The sequence below is a fragment of the Rothia nasimurium genome (assembly GCF_928381705.1).
Classification (GTDB): Bacteria; Actinomycetota; Actinomycetes; order Actinomycetales; family Micrococcaceae; genus Rothia; species Rothia nasimurium_G.
On sequence record NZ_CAKMSR010000004.1, the window covers coordinates 14272 to 32442 of the forward strand.

17 protein-coding genes are annotated in these 18171 nt (G+C 62.0%); 7 read left to right on the forward strand and 10 right to left on the reverse strand.

The genetic code is table 11. The features are described from left to right. Position 1 precedes the first annotated feature (1 nt). Both L6762_RS04470 and L6762_RS04475 read left to right on the forward strand, forming a co-directional pair. Positions 2-1321 carry a hypothetical protein gene (locus L6762_RS04470; RefSeq protein WP_237185781.1) on the forward strand — a complete coding sequence of 440 codons (1320 nt, stop codon included), beginning with the start codon at positions 2-4 and terminating at the stop codon, positions 1319-1321. Between the two features lie 122 nt (positions 1322-1443). Continuing rightward, on the forward strand, positions 1444-1605 hold the full coding sequence (locus L6762_RS04475; protein WP_135013726.1) for a DUF3117 domain-containing protein: 162 nt from the start codon (positions 1444-1446) through the stop codon (positions 1603-1605). Positions 1606-1661: 56 nt separating this feature from the next. On the opposite strand, the gene L6762_RS04480 is transcribed toward L6762_RS04475, so the two are convergent. Beyond that, a complete protein-coding gene (locus L6762_RS04480; RefSeq protein ID WP_237185782.1) occupies positions 1662-2303 on the reverse strand; it encodes an O-methyltransferase in 642 nt (213 codons plus the stop codon). Between the two features lie 110 nt (positions 2304-2413). Between L6762_RS04480 and L6762_RS04485 the strand changes: the two genes are divergently transcribed. Next, entirely contained in the window at positions 2414-2779 is a 366-nt protein-coding gene (locus L6762_RS04485) for a Sec-independent protein translocase TatB (protein ID WP_135013724.1), read from the forward strand. Positions 2780-2869: 90 nt separating this feature from the next. On the opposite strand, the gene L6762_RS04490 is transcribed toward L6762_RS04485, so the two are convergent. From L6762_RS04490 to L6762_RS04500, 3 genes are read right to left on the reverse strand one after another with little or no spacing between them, the layout of a single operon-like run. Further along, entirely contained in the window at positions 2870-4003 is a 1134-nt protein-coding gene (locus L6762_RS04490) for a P-loop NTPase (protein ID WP_237185783.1), read from the reverse strand. A gap of 12 nt (positions 4004-4015) precedes the next feature. Next, positions 4016-4714 (reverse strand): DUF1003 domain-containing protein, encoded by a 699-nt coding sequence (locus tag L6762_RS04495; protein ID WP_237185784.1) that lies wholly within the window; start codon positions 4712-4714, stop codon positions 4016-4018. Next, complete coding sequence (locus L6762_RS04500; protein ID WP_237185785.1) at positions 4707-6014, reverse strand: magnesium transporter MgtE N-terminal domain-containing protein; 1308 nt, start codon at positions 6012-6014, stop codon at positions 4707-4709. Before L6762_RS04500 ends, L6762_RS04495 begins: the two co-directional genes overlap by 8 nt. A gap of 138 nt (positions 6015-6152) precedes the next feature. Between L6762_RS04500 and L6762_RS04505 the strand changes: the two genes are divergently transcribed. Both L6762_RS04505 and L6762_RS04510 read left to right on the forward strand, forming a co-directional pair. Next, the gene (locus L6762_RS04505) at positions 6153-7238 is read left to right on the forward strand and encodes a general stress protein (protein WP_237185786.1); all 1086 of its coding nucleotides are present in this window, start codon (positions 6153-6155) and stop codon (positions 7236-7238) included. Then, on the forward strand, positions 7235-7600 hold the full coding sequence (locus L6762_RS04510) for a hypothetical protein (protein ID WP_237185787.1): 366 nt from the start codon (positions 7235-7237) through the stop codon (positions 7598-7600). The genes L6762_RS04505 and L6762_RS04510 overlap by 4 nt, the downstream gene beginning before the upstream one ends. Positions 7601-7680: 80 nt before the next feature. Here L6762_RS04510 and L6762_RS04515 read toward each other — a convergent pair whose 3' ends face one another. Next, complete coding sequence (locus L6762_RS04515; protein ID WP_237185788.1) at positions 7681-9231, reverse strand: aminopeptidase P family protein; 1551 nt, start codon at positions 9229-9231, stop codon at positions 7681-7683. A 120-nt stretch (positions 9232-9351) separates the two neighbouring features. Here L6762_RS04515 and L6762_RS04520 point away from each other — a divergent pair, with 120 nt between their 5' ends. Further along, the gene (locus L6762_RS04520) at positions 9352-10173 is read left to right on the forward strand and encodes a PHP domain-containing protein (RefSeq protein WP_237185789.1); all 822 of its coding nucleotides are present in this window, start codon (positions 9352-9354) and stop codon (positions 10171-10173) included. Positions 10174-10398: 225 nt separating this feature from the next. Here the strand turns inward: L6762_RS04520 and L6762_RS04525 are convergent, their stop codons facing one another. Continuing rightward, entirely contained in the window at positions 10399-12084 is a 1686-nt protein-coding gene (locus L6762_RS04525) for a glycoside hydrolase family 13 protein (RefSeq protein ID WP_237185790.1), read from the reverse strand. A 280-nt stretch (positions 12085-12364) separates the two neighbouring features. On the opposite strand from L6762_RS04525, the gene L6762_RS04530 reads away from it, so the two are divergent. Beyond that, the gene (locus L6762_RS04530) at positions 12365-13798 is read left to right on the forward strand and encodes a GuaB1 family IMP dehydrogenase-related protein (protein ID WP_237185791.1); all 1434 of its coding nucleotides are present in this window, start codon (positions 12365-12367) and stop codon (positions 13796-13798) included. Positions 13799-13888: 90 nt separating this feature from the next. On the opposite strand, the gene L6762_RS04535 is transcribed toward L6762_RS04530, so the two are convergent. The 4 genes from L6762_RS04535 to L6762_RS04550 all read right to left on the reverse strand — a co-directional run bounded on the left by L6762_RS04535 (position 13889) and on the right by L6762_RS04550 (position 18155). Further along, a complete protein-coding gene (locus L6762_RS04535; protein ID WP_237185792.1) occupies positions 13889-15508 on the reverse strand; it encodes a DEAD/DEAH box helicase in 1620 nt (539 codons plus the stop codon). Between the two features lie 272 nt (positions 15509-15780). Then, positions 15781-16008, reverse strand: a complete 228-nt coding sequence (locus L6762_RS04540; RefSeq protein ID WP_237185793.1) for a DUF3107 domain-containing protein — start codon at positions 16006-16008, stop codon at positions 15781-15783. 134 nt (positions 16009-16142) lie between these two features. Then, the gene (locus L6762_RS04545; protein WP_237185794.1) at positions 16143-16799 is read right to left on the reverse strand and encodes a TetR/AcrR family transcriptional regulator; all 657 of its coding nucleotides are present in this window, start codon (positions 16797-16799) and stop codon (positions 16143-16145) included. Positions 16800-16862: 63 nt separating this feature from the next. Beyond that, complete coding sequence (locus tag L6762_RS04550) at positions 16863-18155, reverse strand: glutamyl-tRNA reductase (protein ID WP_237185795.1); 1293 nt, start codon at positions 18153-18155, stop codon at positions 16863-16865. Positions 18156-18171 lie beyond the last annotated feature (16 nt).

An 18171-nucleotide genomic window follows, 5' to 3' on the forward strand; every position in this document is an offset into this window, starting at 1 on the left:
AGTGGGGCGTCCGTCCGCACCACAGCATAGCGGGGTGCTTGACCGCACCGCTGCGACCCTGAGCGTGAGCGCCAGTCGGGGCCTGCTGTTCTTCACGAGCCTGCCCATCGGCCTGCGGGTGGCCCTGGTCTATGCCGCAAGCCGGCTCTGGGGCTGGTTTATTTTCTCAACCGTGGGTCTGCACCAGACCTTTAGCCCCTGGAAAAATACCTCAATGGGTTACCTGGAGTTTGTCACTATTTGGGACGCCGACTGGTACGCCAAGATAGCCGCTGGTGGCTACCCTGCGGTTCTCCCCGTGGACGCCAGCGGTCACATTGCCCAAAACGAGTGGGCTTTCTACCCCCTCTACCCCCTGATCAGCGGAGCCATGACGAGCGCGACCGGGCTGAGCTATCAGACGGTTGCCCCTACTGTCTCCCTGCTGTTTGGCTTTGGGGCAGCCTGGTTTATCTACCGGCTCTTTGAAGCCAGCCTACAGGCACGCGAGGCAGCTGCCGGAAGCGCTCCTGCCCACCGGGGCACTGAGCTAGAGACAACCGTCCTGTGGGCAACCGCCGCCGTTAGCTTCTGCGCCGTTGCACCGATTCTGCAAACCGGCTATGCCGAGGCAACCGGCCTCTTCTTCCTGGCCTGGGCCCTCTACTGGCTGGTACAGCAACGCTATGTACTTCTGCTTCTTCCGGCCCTTGGGGCGGCCCTGTCCCGCCCTGTAGGTGTGCCCCTGGGAGCCGTGGTTGGCATCTGGTGGTTCGTGTGCTGGGTTCAGCAGGCCCGCACTGAGAACCTGCTGAGCGCCCTGAAAGCAACCGCCCCGCAGCTGGCCTCTGCCCTCACCGTGTGTGCTTTCGCCTTTATCCACCCGGCCATTGCCTGGGCGTCCACCGGGCGTATCGACGCCTACACCGCTACCGAGGCCGCATGGAGAGCTGGCGGGGAGCACGTGCTGCCCTTTGCGCCCTGGTACACCCAGAGCCAGCTCTACCTGGGGCAGGGGAGAGGCCCCCTCGTCCTTATCCTGCTACTGGGCGCCTACCTGCTGGCCCTGCTGGCTCCCGTGACCCGGCGGGTGCTCCACCCGGCGCTCATCACCTGGTGTGCAGCCTACGCGGTGTATATGCTGGCCTTCTTCAACCCGCAGTCCTCCACTTTCCGCCTGCTGCTGCCCCTCTTCCCGCTCCTGCTGCCCCTCGTGGCCCTATCCGCTTCGCGGGCCTACCGCTGGCTGCTGATTCTCAGCGGAGCAACCCTGCAGTTTGGCTGGGTCGGCTGGCTCTGGCACTGGAAGCAGCTACCCGGCGGCGGGGACTACCCGCCCTAAACCTGTAAGTTTCCACCCAAAAACGCCAGAAGTGAGCCACTAAGCACTATGATTAAAAGAAGGTGAGACCGGCAACAGAAGCCGAGAAACCGCAGACCAACCCTCGTTGAAGGAGAACCAAGATGGCAGCTCAGAAACCACGCACCGGCGACGGCCCCCTCGAAATCGTGCGCGAAGGGCGCAGCATCGTCATGCGCATTCCCGTTGAAGGTGGCGGCCGCCTGGTTCTTGATATCACCGAAGAAGAAGTTGAAGCGATCCGCAAGTGCGTTGAAAACGTCTAGGCTTCGGCTCTAAGCCCGGCCCCTGCTCCGAACCCCACCGGTTTGGGGCGGGGGCTTTAGCGTTTGTAGACCAGGTAAAGACCCTCGCCCGCGTGTACAAGGGAGACAAAAACATCGGCGGTACAGGCCGCTACCTCGTGTAAGACAGAGCGTACCGAAACGGTTACGGCATCACGGGCCGTGGGATTAGCAACAGCCCCGCCCACCAGCGGGTCGTGCAGAATCAGGAGCCCGCCAGGTTCTAGGAGGGCCAGCGTATCGTAGACCAGCTGTTCAGCTAGCTGGCTACCGGCGTCTATAAAGGCCAGATCGTAGGAGGCCGCTGAGAGGCGGGGGAGTACCTCGGCAGCATCGCCGGTGATGACGCGCACCCGGTGGCTCTTATCAAGACCGGCAGCTGCCAGCAGCGTGCGAGTTGCCTGGCAGCGGGTGGCATCGATATCGATGGCGGTGAGCGCCGCACCGGGGGCCAGACCCGTGAGCAGGGCAGCCGTAGCAACTCCGGCACCGCAACCGATTTCTACAGCGTGTTGGGCCTTGGTAGCTGCCGCGAGCACCGTAAGCAGGGAAGCTACCGACGGGGCGACGGGGGCGGCGTCCAACCGCTCGGCCCCAGCCCGGGCAGAAGCCACCGCCGGAGCCTCCAACGGGAACTCTTCAGCATAAACCCAGCTTCGAGCCTGTTCCTGAGTATTCACCTAGTACTTCACCTTCACATGAGTGCGCGCGGGAATGATTCTGGAAACATCTTAATCAACCCCGCTCGTTTTATGGGCGAACACTCGGGCTGAGCTGGTAATCTCTTTGTGTGTTTGGAATTAGCGGCCTCGAATTTATCGTTCTAGCGATCCTGGTGTTTGTTGTCATCGGGCCAGAACGCATGCCCGAATATGCCCAGCAGCTCAAAGACTTTATCAAGTGGGTTCGCCGTATGGCCTTTGACGCTAAGGACGACCTCAAAGAAACTCTCGGCCCCGACTTGGGCGATATTAACTGGCGCCAGTACGACCCCCGCCAGTACGATCCCCGCGTCATTGTGCGCGAGGCTTTTGCTGAGGACGACGAAGAGCGCCGCAAGGAACTTGAAGAAAAGGCGGCAGCTGCACCGGCTCCCTCTGTGAGTGTGCGCCTGCCCCGCGGCGCCTGGGCTCCCTTCGATACTGAGGCCACCTAAATTCTTTCTCCCGCTAAGGGGACCTGATTTTCAAAAAAGGACCGCATAATATGCGGTCCTTTTGAAGTTTTGCGGTCCCCTTGGGCCGGGCTAGACGGTGAAGGGCAGGGGGGCTCCCGCTAGCCCGCGCGGACGGTGGGTCAGGGCCCGGGCGGTTTTGACCAGTTCCTGCGCCGCAGCGGTCTCGGGCGCACCCCAGACCACCGGGGTGCCGGCGTCCCCGCCCTCGCGCAGGGCAACCTCGAGCGGTACCGACCCCAGTAGGGGCACCTCGTAGCCCAGGGCCCTGCCCAGGGACTCGGTGAGGACGGCCCCACCCCCTTCTCCGAAGAGGGGCAGGGTGGTGCCGTCCGGCAGCTGCATGGCGGCCATATTTTCTAGCACCCCAATCACCTTCTGCTCGGTCTGCAGGCTGAGGGTTCCGGCCCGCTGGGCCACGTCCACGGCGGCCAGCTGCGGGGTTGAGACCAGAAGAATCTCGGCGTGGGGCAGCAGCTGGGCCATTGAAATCGCGATATCGCCGGTGCCCGGGGGCAGATCGAGGAAGAGCACATCCAAGTGACCAAAGTGCACGTCGGTGAGGAACTGCTCTAGAGCCCGGTGCAGCATAGGGCCGCGCCAGGCGACCGGCTGGTCTGGCTTCACGAACATACCTATAGAAATTACCTTGATGACACCGTCACCTGACGGGGCCTCAACCACCGGTGGAATAATCATGTCGTCCATGCGGGTAGGGCCAGCGGTAATGCCCAGCAGCCCGGGAATCGAGAACCCGTGCACATCGGCGTCAATAATGCCAACGCTCAAACCCATGGAGGCACAGGCCGCTGCCAGGTTAGCGGTCGCAGAGGACTTGCCAACCCCGCCCTTACCCGAAGCTACCGCAAAGATACGGGTCAGTGAGCCGGGGGCAGTAAAAGGGTTCTGCTTGGTGTGTCCAAGACGCTGGCGCAGGGTCGCGCGCTGATCCGGGCTCATATAACCAATCTCAAGCTGCACCTCGCTCACCTGCTCCAGGGCAGAGACCGCAGCGCGGACGTCCGCCTCAATCGTCGAACGCAGGGGGCAGCCCTCAATGGTCAGGAGCACCCTGATATCGGCGACCGAACCGGTCAGCTCAGCCCGGTCGACCATACCCAACTCGGTGATGGGCTGGCGCAGCTCAGGGTCAATAACGGTTGCAAGAGCTGCAAGCAGCTCCTCATTCAGATGTGATGTCTGCATGGGGTAAATCGCCTACTCAAACGAGCGGTCGATGTCCTTTACCTTCTTCTTCTTACGCATTTTCGGGTGGTCATCGCTCAGCACATCAAAGGCGCTGGTCACAGGCTGGGCGGCATTGGGATCGAAGGGCTTAGTTTCTTCGGGTGCCTCAAGCTCATTCGCCTTAGCCGCCAGGGCCTCAGCGCGGGCAAAGAGCTCCTCCTGGCGACGCTGCACCTCAGCGAGCTCTTCCATAATGTCGCGCATCTCGCCGCGTACAAAGTCACGGGTGGCAACCTCACGCAGGGTAATACGTAGGGACGCAATCTCACGAGTCAGATACTCGGTTTCTTCGAGGTTACGCTGGTCGCGCTGCCTGTCCTGGCAGGCAACCACGCGGTCGCGGTCGTCCTGCCGATTCTGCGCCAGCAGCAGCAGGGGAGCCGCATACGAAGCCTGCAAAGAGAGCATCAGCGTGAGCAGAGTAAAGTTCAGCGCACGGGGGTCAAACTGAAGCTCCTCAGGCGCCAACGTATTCCAACCCAACCAGAGGGCACAGAAAATCGTCATCCACAGCAAAAACTGCGGAGTACCCATAAAACGCGCAATTTTTTCGGTCATTTGACCGAAAGCATCGGGGTTAGGGCTCAGCTGAAAGAGAGGCCGCCGCTTCTTCTGCTGCGGGGTCCCGAGAGTCTGCGCTGAATCGTTGCGCTCGCGTGCATCACTCAAAGCGGCGGCCTACCTTTCGAATTGGGGTTCCATCGTCATAGGTGCGCCAGTCGTCGGGCAGCATCTCATCGAGCACGTCATCCACGGTGACCGCCCCAACCAGGCGGTCGTGGTCGTTGACCACCGGGATGATGGTCAGGTCGTAGGTTGCCAGCACGCGGGTTACTTCTTCAATGCTGGCTGCGTCGGCGACCGGCTCAATGGAGGTGTCGATAATGTTGCCCACCTGTTCGCTGGGGGAGTGGCGCAGTAGCCGCTGCATGTGCACAATGCCCAGGTACTTGCCGGTGGGGGTTTCAAGGGGCGGACGCGTGACCACAACCGCCGCTGCCATGGCAGGGGAGATTTCTTCCTGGCGGATATGGGCCAGCGCTTCAGCTACGGTCGCTTCGGGCGAAAGAATGATCGGCACCGGGTTCATGAGCGAACCGGCGGTACCCTCCTCGTATTCGAGCAGGCGGCGCACGTCGTCCGAATCTTCGGGGTCCATCAGGGTCAGCAGCTCTTCACGCTGGGTGTCTGAGAGCTCACCCAGAAGGTCGGCGGCGTCGTCCGGTTCCATCTCTTCCAGAACGTTGACCGCTCGCTCCACCTCAAGGTGGGACAGAATCTGCACCTGGTCTTCTTCGGGGAGCTCCTGCAGCACGTCCGCTAGGCGTTCGTCCTGGAGCTCCTGGGCCACCTCAACCATGCGCTTATCGGGCATCTCGTGAATAGCGTCTGCCAGGTCAGCGGGGTTGGAGTCTTCGTGGCTTGCCACAAACGCGGTTGCAGCCTGCGGCTCAAAATCTGTGGAGAGAATGACCTCGTCCCAGTCCACAATCAGGGTTTCCTTGCGGCGGCGCATCAGGCTGGTGTGGCCGCGCGAAATAAAGAGCTCAGAGATAAACCAGTCGCCGTTGCGGCGCTGCTCCATCGCAACGTCCTCAATCTGAGCCCTACCCGACCCGTCACGTAGCTGTACCTTGCGGTCAAAGAGCTCACCGACCACCAGAGCCTCAGAACCGCGCTGCTCAAAGCGGCGCAGGTTCACCAGACCGGTCAGAATCACCTGGGTGGAGTCGATACTGGTCACACGAGTCATGGGAACAAAAATACGCTTCTTGCCCAGGATTTCGATGACGATACCCACCACAACCGGTTCCTTGAGCTTAGCCAAGGACCCCACTGCGTTGAACTGGGTGAAACCGCTTTTCAGCACCACCACATCGCGCAGACGGCCCAGGCGGTCGCCGTGGGGGTCAAAAACATCAAGACCCAGAAGGCGGGCGATAAAAATCTTGTTCGGTACGCTACTCACAGTTATCAAGGGTACTCGCCCCAGCCCGCAGCTGCCACCGGTTGCCAGCACAATGAGAATAACCCTACTTAGTTCACCTGTGGCGATACACCGGCGTGCTCCCAGCAAACTCCCTGCACTTTGCGAAAAAATAGGGGCATGGATCAACTCAAAGCACCTCCCGCACTGGCCATGGCAGACGGCACCCACCTACCTCCCGGCGAGCTGGTAGCTACCTTTACCGACCGTAAAGAGGTCAACAAGGCTATCGAATTTCTTGCCAGCCAGAAGTTCCCCGTGCACTCCCTCTACGTAGTGGGCCGGGACGTGCAGCAGGTTGATTACATTACCGGTCAGGCCACCTACCCGCGGGCGGCCCTCAGCGGCGTCTTCCAGGGCCTGAGCCTCGGTGCCCTGGTCGCCCTCTTCAACGCTGTGATTACTCAGACCTCAATTCTGGCTAACTTCCTGAGCATTGTGCCCCTGGCTATTGCCTTCTGCATAATTTACGCAATTATCGTTGCCTCCCGCACCAAGGGCCGCGGAATCCGTACCCGCACCCAGATGCTACCCCAGTGCTTTGACCTGATGGCTATTCCTGCCACCGCCCAGGCAGCCCGCCATCTGCTGCGCGTAACCGTCCTGCCCGGTGGCACCCACAGCGGCGTGCACGGCCCCGGCACCCACCCCTTTGCCCAGAACGGGCAGACCTCAAGCCCCTACGTACACCCCGGCATGAGCCAGGCCAACCCCCAGGGCTACTCGGCCCAGCAGCCCCAGGGCGCCCCGAGCGGCCAGCAGGTACAGAACGGTCAGCAGGCGCAGAGTAACCAGCAGGCCCCCCAATGGTTTGACCCCTCAGCCCCCTCTCCCAAGCAAGAGCAGGCCCCCGAACCCTTCCTGCCTGGATTTAACCCGGCCGACCAGAAGCAGGACCAGGCACCGGCAGCCGAGCAGCGTCCGTCCGCCCCCGTCTTCACCCCTCCCGCTGAAACCAACCGCGACGGCTCGAAGGCCGCCGGTAAGTTCGGTCTGCGCGTGGAGTCCCCCGAAGAATTCGAGCAGATGATCCGCAAGGCCCCCGAGCCCCCTGCCACCAACGAGCGTATCGAAGCGATCCGCGCAGAAAAGGGCGAGCAGCGCTACGGCCTGCGCGTGGAGTCCCCCGAAGAATTTGAGGCAACCATCCGCAAGGCCCCCGAAACCGCAGAAGCCGAGCAGACACCGCAGAAGGACGGCCAATGACACCCGACCAGAAACTCGCCACCCGCTTTGAAGAACTCATCGGCTACATCGGCGAGAACAACCAGCACCTCATTATCGAATTCCTCACCGGCGATTTTCAGCTCACCCTACCCAACGGCGCGGTAAAAACCGCCCAGGAGTGGATTGACGATCTCGACGCAGACCTCTTCGACCTCGACGAGGCAATCATTGAAGACATCGCCACCACCGCCGGGGAAGAAACCGGCTCGGCTACCGCCCAGGTACAGCTGGTAGGAACTGCCTACGAACAGGACGTCACCGGCCCCCACCGTTTCGAGGCTACCTTCATCTGGACCTTCTCAGACTGGTTCATCAAGTCCCTAAAAATCACCCGCCTCTAAACGGCAAAACTTAACGAAAACCCCGCCCGCTCTGGAAGAGAGCAGGCGGGGTTTCGTTATGCAGGAAATGAAGCCCTTACTTAGCGGGAGTTCTCCGCCATCCAGGCTTCGATACCCTCAACGGTGCGGGGCAGGGCGGCAGAAAGGTTCTCGTTGCCGTCCTCGGTGACCAGTACGTCGTCCTCGATACGGATACCGATGCCGCGCAGCTCCTCGGGGATAGCGAGGTCTTCTTCCTTGAAGTAGAGACCGGGCTCAATGGTGAAGACCATGCCGGGCTCGATGATGCCCTCCATGTAGAGCTCGTTCTTGGCCTGGGCGCAGTCGTGCACGTCCAGACCCAGGTGGTGGCTGGTGCCGTGGGGCATCCAGCGGCGGTGCTGGCCGCCCTCAGCCGACAGGGAAACCTCAGCGGAGACAGGCAGCAGGCCCCACTCGTGTAGGCGGGTCGCCAGAACCTGCATGGCAGCGTCGTGAACCTCGTGGAACTTCTTACCCGGCACCGCAACCTTAAAGGCGGCGTCGGCAGCTTCGAGCACGATGTTGTAGGCCTTGGCCTGAACCTCGGAGAACTTGCCGTTGACCGGGAAGGTGCGGGTGACGTCCGCGGTGTAGAGGGTGTCGTCTTCAACGCCGGCGTCGAGCAGCAGCAGCTTACCCTCATCGACGGTGCCGTTATTGCGGATCCAGTGCAGGATAGTGGCGTTGTTACCGCAGGCTGCGATGGTGTCGTAGCCCAGGTCATTACCCTCAACACGGGCCTTGGTGAAGAAGGCGGTCTCGACCACGCGCTCGCCGCGGCGGTGGGCAATAGCTGTGGGCAGGGCCTTGACGACCTCAGCAAAACCGTCGATGGTCAGGTCAACCGAGCGGCGCAGGTTCTCCACCTCGATGGCGTCCTTGACCAAACGGGCCTCAGACAGAGCCTCGGTCAGGGCAGCGTCGAGCTTATCTGACTCTTCTAGATCAACAGAGGTGTTGTAGCGGGAGGTATCGACCAGGGCATCGACATTCAGGTCAACGTTGCGTACCAGACGGATGCGCACGCCGCCCAGGGCCTCGGGGCCGGCGTTCTTGGTGATAGCTACCTCAAGCTCGCCCAGGTCCTTGGTACGCAGACCGTACTCGGCACCCAGCGATTCGAGGGTGGGGCGGGGGCCAATCCAGAACTCCCCGTAGCGGGGGTCGCGGTAGAACATCTCGGTATCGCGGCCTGCCAGGGGACGGAAGTAGAGAGTAACCTCATGGTTCGACCCGTTATCGCCCTGGCCCTCTTCAACGGGCTCAAACACGAGCACGGCGTCCGGCTCGTGATCCAGACCCAGGCCGGTCTGGTGGGCAAAAGCAGAGTGGGGGCGGAAGCGGTAGTCGGTGTCGTTTGAACGCACCTTCAGAGGACCAGCAGGCAGAACCAGGCGCTCGCCGGGGAAGAGCGCAGAAATCTTGGCGCGGCGCTCAGCTGCAAAGTCGGCTACACGGGCGCGGGCCGGGAGCTCGTCGGACGCCGGTGCCCAGTTGGCTGCCATAAAGTCAGTAAAAGCGCTGGACTTGGGGGCAGCAGAGCGGTTGGTGACGCGCTCTTCGATGGGCTGGTCGTCGCCAGGGGTGGGGGTGTTATCGCTAGTAGTCATGCCTACCAGTCTAGTGAGCAGGGTAACGGCGCGTCTAGCTGAAGATAGCGGCACTGATACTTAAGGGCGGCTAATGGTTGCTGCCTGTTACGGACGGGCCGCCGCAGGTAGGCTGGTGCTATGTATGACCTGCACACCCACTCCCGCATTTCTGATGGCACCCAGCCGGTAGCCGAGCTGGTCGCCGACGTAGCCGCCGCCGGGCTTACCGGCTTCGCCCTGACCGACCACGACACCACCGCCGGCTGGGCTGAAGCCCAAGAGACAGCCGGACGCCTGGGGCTAGACTTCCTGCCCGGCATAGAAATCTCGTGTTCGGCTCAGGGGGTGAGCATCCACCTGCTCTCCTACCTGCACGACCCGGCCAATGAAGCCCTCTTAGCTGAAATTAATCGCGCCCGCGACTCCCGGGTAGGCCGTGCCCAGCGCATGGTAGAAAGACTCGCCGAAGACTACCCAATTACATGGGAGACCGTTCAAGAACAGGTACACGAGGGCGCTACCGTAGGCCGCCCCCACATCGCAGATGCCCTGGTGGCCCTCGGCGCGGTAGCCAACCGGTCAGAAGCCTTCGAAACTATCTTGACCACCCGCTCAAAATACTATGTACCCCACTACGCCGTGGACCCGGTGAAGGCTGTTGAACTGGTGCGCGCCGCAGGGGGCGTACCGGTCATGGCCCACCCCAAGGCGTCCGCCCGCGGAAAACTCGCCAGCAACGAAACCATCTACGCCATGATCGAGGCAGGGCTCGCCGGCTTTGAGGTCTACCACCGCGACAACCCCGAAGAAGGCCGCGCCTGGCTGCTCGAAACCGCAGCCAAACACGACCTTCTCGTCACAGGATCATCCGACTACCACGGTGCAGGCAAACCTAACCGTCTGGGCGAGAACACCACGCCCGGTAAGACAGTTGAGAGGATTCGTGAGTTGGCTAGATAGCCGGGTTATAGGGCAGGGCAGACGCGCCAGGTTTCGCAGGCTCACGCTCGCTGTCGACCCTCTCGCCGGTTCGCTAGCTGGCTCGCAAGCTCGCCAGATTCGCACCGAGATTTATTTTCCTCGCGCGCTCGGAATCTCGGTGCTCATCACCGGCGATTCACGCCAGCCCCGCGCCAACAGCTTCGCTGTGAGCCTGCTTCACCTGCCCTGCCCCTAGTTCTTCGGCTACTTCTTGAGCCAGAGCGTAGCTGACCCGGGTACGGAACCTGCGGCGAAGGCGTCCGCGGCGCCGGGGGCAGAGCCCAGCACGAACCCGGCATCAGCCAGGTTAGCTGGCAGGGGAGCGGGCTCGGTGCTGAAGTTGGTCAGGTTGACCCAGCCGCCGGGGCGCTCAAAAGCCAGCAAGTCAGCCGAATCAGTGACGAGCCAGGTCAGTTCCTCGGCGGTCTGGAGCTGACGGCGGGCTGCCAGGGCTGCCCGGTAGAGGTTGAGGGTGGAGTCTTCCTGCTCGTCCTCTACGGCTACAGCGTAGTCGGCGAACCAGGCCGGCTGGGGCAGGTGGGGCTTGGCAGAGCCGAAGCCGAAGGAGGGGCCGTCCGCCTCCCAGGGCAGGGGTACACGGCAGCCGTCGCGCCCGACGTTGACACCGGGGGAGTTGAAGAAGGTGGGGTCCTGGCGGTCTGCGTCGGGAATCTCGGCGACCTCGTGCAGGCCCAGCTCTTCACCCTGGTAGAGGTAGGCTGACCCGGGCAGGGCTAGCTCGAAGAGGGTAGCGGCGCGGGCGCGGGCAGAACCCAGTTCCCGGTCAAGTTCCTCGGCCGGGCCACCTGCGAGCAGCCACTCGTGGCCTACCTTCTCGTTGGTCTTACCCTCCACGAAGGGCAGGCCGTAGCGGGTGGGGTGGCGTACCACATCGTGGTTCGACAGCACCCAGGTGCTCGACGAACCGGATTCGGCTGAGAGCTCCAGGTTCTCAGCCACAATCTTGCGGAACTCGCCCGCCTCGAAGCGGGCGGTGAGCAGGTCAAAGTTAAAGGCCTGGCCCAGACCCTGGGCGGACGCGTAGGCGGGGCGACGGTCGCGCTCCACCCAGGCTTCTGCCACGGCGGTACGGGGCGGGGTGTATTCATTGAAAACGGCCCGCCATTCCTTATAAATCTCGTGCACGTCGTCGCGGTCCCACATGGGGTGGGTGCCGTCCTTAGGCATAGCGTCGAGTTCTGCCTGGCTAGGCAGTACCTCGGGTAGGTCCTTGGCGATACCGTGGGCCACGTCAATGCGGAAGCCATCGACACCGCGATCTGCCCAGAAACGGAAAGTTTCTTTGAAGTCTTCATGGACCTCGGAGTTATCCCAGTTTAGGTCGGGCTGCTCCACCGCGAAGTTGTGCAGATACCACTGGCCGTCACCCACCGGCTCCCAGGCTGGGCCGCCGAAGATGGAGGTCCAGTCAGCCGGGGGCAGTTCGCCCTTCTCGCCCAGACCGTCACGGAAGATATAGCGGTCGCGGGCTGCCGAGCCCGGTGCGGACGCCAGGGCCTCCTGGAACCAAACATGCAGGTTGGAGGTATGGTTGGGCACCACATCAACAATGAGCTTCAGGCCTGCTGCATGCAGGGCGCTCGCCATCTCATCGAAGTCAGCCAGGGTACCAATTTTGGGGTCGACATCGCGGAAGTCATCGACATCGTAGCCGCCGTCGGCCAGGGCTGAGGGGTAGAAGGGGGAGAGCCAGACAGCATCGACCCCCAGCTGCTTGAGGTAGGGAACCTTGGCAGTGATGCCCTTGAGATCACCGATTCCGTTGCCGTCGGCGTCCGCAAAGGACCGGGGGTAAATCTGGTAGACCACGGCCTGACGCCACCAGGTGGGGTCATCGGCTGCCGGAACCAAGAGGTTTGAATCGCTCATCGTTGAACCTTTCACGGAAGAAACTGTAGGGCGGGGCACCTGCCCCTGCCTACCAGCCTACGCCCCGGCGTCCGCGCACAGGGATGAGAAGAAGCTAGACGGAAAAATTGCCCAAAGCTGGCGCGACAAGACTAAGAAAACAGGTGTAGAGGGTTGCGCTGAATAAAAAATCGGGGTAGGATAGACCTAATAACCTTTTAGAATGGGCTAAGACTGTACAAAAATCAGCTCTTGGCGAAAAGTCGTGCCCACAAAGGTCATATCTTCTAGAGTGGGAACCATGCGCTTTCTTAACGATATGACTCCCACCACCGACCTGACCTACAACGATGTGTTCATGGTTCCCTCCCGCTCCGCGGTAGGCTCCCGCATGGGCGTAGACCTCTCCACCGCCGACGGGACCGGCACCACCATCCCCCTGGTTATCGCTAATATGACCGCCGTTTCCGGCCGTCGCATGGCTGAAACCGTTGCCCGCCGCGGCGGCATCGCCATCATTCCCCAGGACGTTCCCACCGACATCGTCGCCGAAACCATCAAACGGGTCAAAAACTCCCACCTGATTTTCGACACCCCCATCACCGTCAAGCCCCACCACACCGCAGGTTACGTGCGCCATCTACTGCCCAAGCGTGCCCACGGGGCCGCTATCGTCGTGGACGGCGAAACCCCCATCGGCGTCATTACCCCCAAGGATCTGCGCGGGGCAGACAACTTTGACCAGGTACAAGACCTGATGAGTACCGAACTGCTCACCCTGCCCGACACCGTCACCCCGCGTGAAGCCTTCGATATTCTGCACGAGAAGTCCCGCAAGGTTGCCCCCGTTGTGGATGCTGACGGCAAGCTGGTCGGCGTGCTGACCCGCTCGGCCGCCCTGCGCGCCAGCCTCTACGAACCTGCCACCGACGCCAATGGCAAGCTCCGCATCGGCGTTGCGATTGGTATCAACGGCGATGTAGCAGGTCGCGCCGCCGCCCTGATCGAGGCTGGTGCCGATGTGCTCGTGGTCGACACCGCCCACGGCCACCAGGAAACCATGATCGAAGCCCTCAAGAAGGTCAAAGCCCTCAACCCCTCCATCCCCGTAGCCGCCGGCAACGTGGTCACCGCCGCGGGCGTCCGCGACCTGGCAGAAGCAGGAGCCGACATCATCAAGGTCGGCGTTGGCCCCGGCGCCATGTGCACCACCCGCATGCAGACCGGCGTGGGCCGACCCCAGTTCTCCGCCGTGCTGGAATGTGCCGCCGAAGCTAAGAAACTGGGCGTACACGTCTGGGCGGACGGCGGCATCAAGGATCCCCGCGACGTCGCCCTGGCCCTGGCCGCCGGTGCCTCCAACGTCATGGTGGGCTCCTGGTTCGCCGGAACCTACGAGTCACCCGGCGACGTACTACAGGACGCTGACGGCCGCCTCTACAAGGAATCTTTCGGCATGGCCTCCCGCCGCGCGGTCATTAACCGCAACTCCAAGACCGAGGCATTTGAGAAGGCCCGCCGGGAGATGTTCGAAGAGGGCATCTCATCAGCCCGAATCTACCTGCCCGAGGGCCGCGGCGGGGTAGAAGACCAGATTGATTCGATTATCTCGGGCGTCCGCTCGTCCTTCACCTACGCCGGTGCTGCCTCCATCGAGGAGTTCGCCGAGCGAGCCGTGGTGGGCATTCAGTCAGCCGCTGGCTACGCAGAGGGCCAGGCCCGCGCCACCCGCTAAGGTAGGTACCATCTAAATCCGAAAGGACCATTTAAATCAGAAATGACCAGCTAGTTGCTGGTCATTTCTGATTTAAATGGTACCTAGGGGTTAGCTGTCGCTGCCCTCTACCCGGCGGGTGCGGCGGCGACGGCGGCGCTGGCCTTCACCCTGCTGGCTACCTTCAGCCGCTTCAGCAGGCTTCTGCTGGCGCTGGCGGCGGGCCGGACGCTCCTGCCCGGCTTCACCCTCAACCCGGCGGGTACGGCGACGGCGCGGCTTAGAATCAGCCTCCCCGCTCTGACCGCCACGCTGATCATCGCGCTTCTGCCCCCGGCCCTCACCGCCAGAGCGTGAGCCCTCGCGGCGCGGAGAACGGGAGCCCGACCGTCCGCGACGATCCCCGCGGCCACCGCGCCCCTGGTGCTTCTCACGAGCCGGGGCACCGCCAAAGTCCTCAGCCTCTTCAGCCTGCAGACCCGCTGCGGTGCGCTCCTCCTTGGGCAGACGGCCCTTGGTTCCCTTGGCAATGCCCAGGTCAGTGAAGAGATGGGGGGAAGAAGAGTAGGTTTCAACCGGCTCATCTACGCCCAGTTCCAGGGCCTTGTTGATGAGCTTCCAGCGGGGCACGTCCTCCCAGTCCACCAGGGTGACGGCGGTGCCTTCCTTCTCCGCGCGGCCGGTGCGGCCCACACGGTGCAGGTAGGTCTTCTCGTCCTCGGGGCACTGGTAGTTGATGACGTGGGTGACGTCCTCAACGTCAATACCGCGGGCTGCCACATCGGTTGCAACCAGAATGTCGATCTTGCCGTTGCGGAAGGCACGCAGGGCCTGCTCGCGGGCACCCTGGTTGAGGTCGCCGTGAATAGCGCCGGCCGCGAAACCTCGGGCGGTCAGCTCATCAGAGAGCTTGGCAGCGGAGCGTTTGGTCTTGGTGAAAATGACGGTGCGGCCCCGGCCCTCTGCGCGCAGAATACGGCCGACCAGCTCGTCCTTATCGAGGGGGTGGGCCCGGTAAATAACCTGGCGAATCGAGGCCTTGGTCATGGTCTCTTCTTCACCGGATTCGGCGCGGATGTGCATGGGGCGGCTCATGTAGCGGCGGGCCATGGTCAGGACGGGTCCGGGCATGGTTGCCGAGAAGAGCATGGTCTGGCGTACCTCGGGCACGGCTGAGAGAATACGCTCCACATCGGGCAGAAAGCCCAGGTCAAGCATCTCGTCGGCCTCATCGAGCACCACAATTTTGATCTGGGTCAGATTGAGGTACTTCTGGCGGTGCAGGTCAATCAGGCGGCCCGGGGTGCCCACAATCAGCTCAACGCCCTTTTCCAGTTCTTTGACCTGGGTGTCGTAGGGGCGGCCGCCGTAGAGGGTTGCTACTCGCACGCCGGTCTTTGAGGCAGCAACAGAGAGGTCATCGCCCACCTGGATAGCCAGTTCACGGGTGGGAACGATAATCAGGGCCTGGGGCGCACCGGGGGCGGGAAGCTGGTTGAAAGCATCCGAACCCGGGACAGCAACACTCTGCAGGGCAGGCAGACCAAAGCCCAGGGTTTTACCGGTACCGGTCTTAGCCTGACCGATGATGTCCTGGCCAGACAGGGCCACCGGTAGGGTCAGGGCCTGAATGGGGAAGGGGGAGACGATGCCCTTCTCGGCGAGGGCATCGGCAATGTCTTGGCGCACGCCGTAGTCGGCGAAAGTTTTAGTGGTATCAGGGTTAGTCACGAATCGTGTTCCTTATAGGGTGAGGCCCCGGCCCGGGGCAAACGAGGAAGCCGATCGTGGGTTTTCATGCAACAAAGAAGCTCTATCAACCGCCGGGCGGACGCTTGCAGAGCGTTGGGCGGGAGAGCTAAAGGCAGGTGAGTCTATACGGATGGTACGACCGGGCAACCAAATAACTTCTTTATTCTACCGCCAAGTGCCGTAAATGTAAGAGGGGCCCCGGGAGTTTTGCGTCAAACTCCCGGGGCCCCTCTGGCTGAGTAAGCCCGGTGTTACTGGCCGATACCGAAGCCGATGCGGTGCTTGGTTTCAGCGCCCAGCTCGACATAGCCGATGTTAGCGGCCGGAACCAGGGTGGTGGAACCCTTAGAATCGGTCAGTTCCAGGATGCCGCCCTGCTCAAGAGCCGCAGCGACCTTGGCGCGGACGTCTGAGGCGGTTTCGTCGGTGTCGATGACGACCTGGCTGGGCACGTTGATAACGCCAATCTTGATTTCCATGAGGTTTCCTTTCGATGGTTCCCTACCTGACTGCAGGGGGTCTCTGCCCACCAGTTTACGTGAGTAGGGGCAGGAAAGGTGCGGGGTTTCGGTCTGAGCTGACAGGGGAGAAAAAGGCTGCAACGGCGGGGGCGCTACTCCCAATCTTCATCGATGATGGAGATACCGCCCCAGGCCAGCCGGAAGACCGCACGCTCAGCCATTGCAAGCTGCTGGGGTGAGGCGTCGGTGCCGATGACCATGTGGGCAGCTGCCTGCACCATGCCGGTGAGCATGCGGGCCGTCATCAGGGCCTCTTCAAAGGGCATGCCCGCATTGGGCGCTAGTACCTCGGCGATTCGCTTGGCGATGGTGATGTGCATGGTCTCGGTGCGTTCTTGCACCGCGTAGTCGTTCTGAATATCGGATTCAAAAATGACGCGGTAGCCTGCCACATTATTGCGGGCAAAGCTGAAGAAGGCGCCAATGACGCCCTGCACTCGTTCGCGGTTGACCTTGGTGGTGTAGAGGGGCTGCACCAGCTGGGTCATAAGGTTATTGATTTGCTCATCGAGCACGGCCAGGTAGAGGTCGCGTTTGCCCGTGAAGTGCTGGTAGAGCACGGGCTTGGTCACATTAGAGGCAGCAGCGATGTGATCCATGGTGGTGGCGTGGTAGCCCTGGGAGGCAAAAACTCGCACGGCGTTGCCGATGAGCTGCTGGCGGCGCAGGTCTTTGGGCAGACGGGAGGCCCCGGACGGGTCGATGGGGTCGCCGGGGTCGGAGTCAGCTGAAAATATGGTGGTAGACATCGTTGCTGCCGAACCTTTGGGGTGGTGGGCGGACGGGGTCGCGGCTGGTGGGGTGCCTGCCTGCTAGGAGGCGTCGGTTTGGGGCTCGGCCTCTTCGGGGGTTTCTTGCACTTCGATTCCGTAGAGGACTTCGAGGGCCGCTACATAGTCGTCTACCCGGCCTTCGCGTGCCATGTCGCGGGCGCGGACGGTCGGGGTGTGCAGGAGGGACTTGACCATGCGGCGCATTGCGAGTTCAAGCTGTTCAGTTGCTGCGGTGCACCCATACTGGTTGTGCACCTTAGCGAGCTCGGCGTCGAGCACACTCATGGTGTGTTGTCTGAGAGCAACAATAGCAGCGTCGACGCTGCGGGCTTTCTCTTTGATGGAGAATTCTGCGGCGGCTTCGTCCACAATTGTGCGGGCAGTGTGCACGGACTCTACGGTCTCTTCGGGGGCGGCCAGGCGCACAGATTCGAGGGTGATGAGTTCTACCTCGGGTAGGTCTGCTACCTCGGGGGCGAAGTCGCGGGAGAGCGCTAAATCAAGGATGACGCGCTTGCCAGCGGGGATTTCGATGGGGAGCATGGGGGAGGCACCACCCGAGCAACCGATGATGATATCGGCCGCTGCCATCTGCTCGTGCAGTTCCCCGTGGGGCACTGCCTGTACCCCGCGTTTGTCGGCAAAAGTGGCTGCACGATCTGAGCGGGAGTATATCCAGATATTGGTCGTCCCCCGAGAATGGAGGGCAGCTACGGTAGCCCCGGCGTAGGCGCCGGTACCAAAGACCAGAACCCGGCGATTCTCCCAGGTTTTGTCGGCGATGTCGTCGGCCATATCCAGGGCAACCGACACGATGGAGCGGCCCCGGGAGCCCAGCATGGTTTGCTGACCGACCCGGCGGGCGGTTTGGGCACCGTGTTCAAAGAGGCGCACCAGGTTGCCGGTGGCCCGTCCTTGCTCCTGGGAGAGAGATAGAGCGCGACGCACCTGGCCGGTGATTTCGCGTTCACCCACAACGGCCGACTCTAGGCCTGATGCCACAGTGAAGAGGTGGTGGGCTGCATCGGTATTCACCAGCACATCAAAGCTGTTTTCTACCAGGTCGTAGGAAAGCCCGGACCGCTTGGAGATTAGGTCAAAGATGTGCTCTGAGGCGGTAGCAACATCGTTGGCGATGTTCTGGTCGGTGGCCCCCGGCTTGCTGGGAATCTCTGCGTAGAGCTCTAAGCGGTTGCAGGTAGACAAAATCACCTCACCACGAATGCCGGTGCGTTCAAGATCCCGGTGGATTTTCTCAACGCCTTCGCTGAGATAAGCCACGGTGGTGAGGTCGACGGAGCGATGCGATGCTACAAGGCTGAAAATAGTCACGACGACTCTATTATAG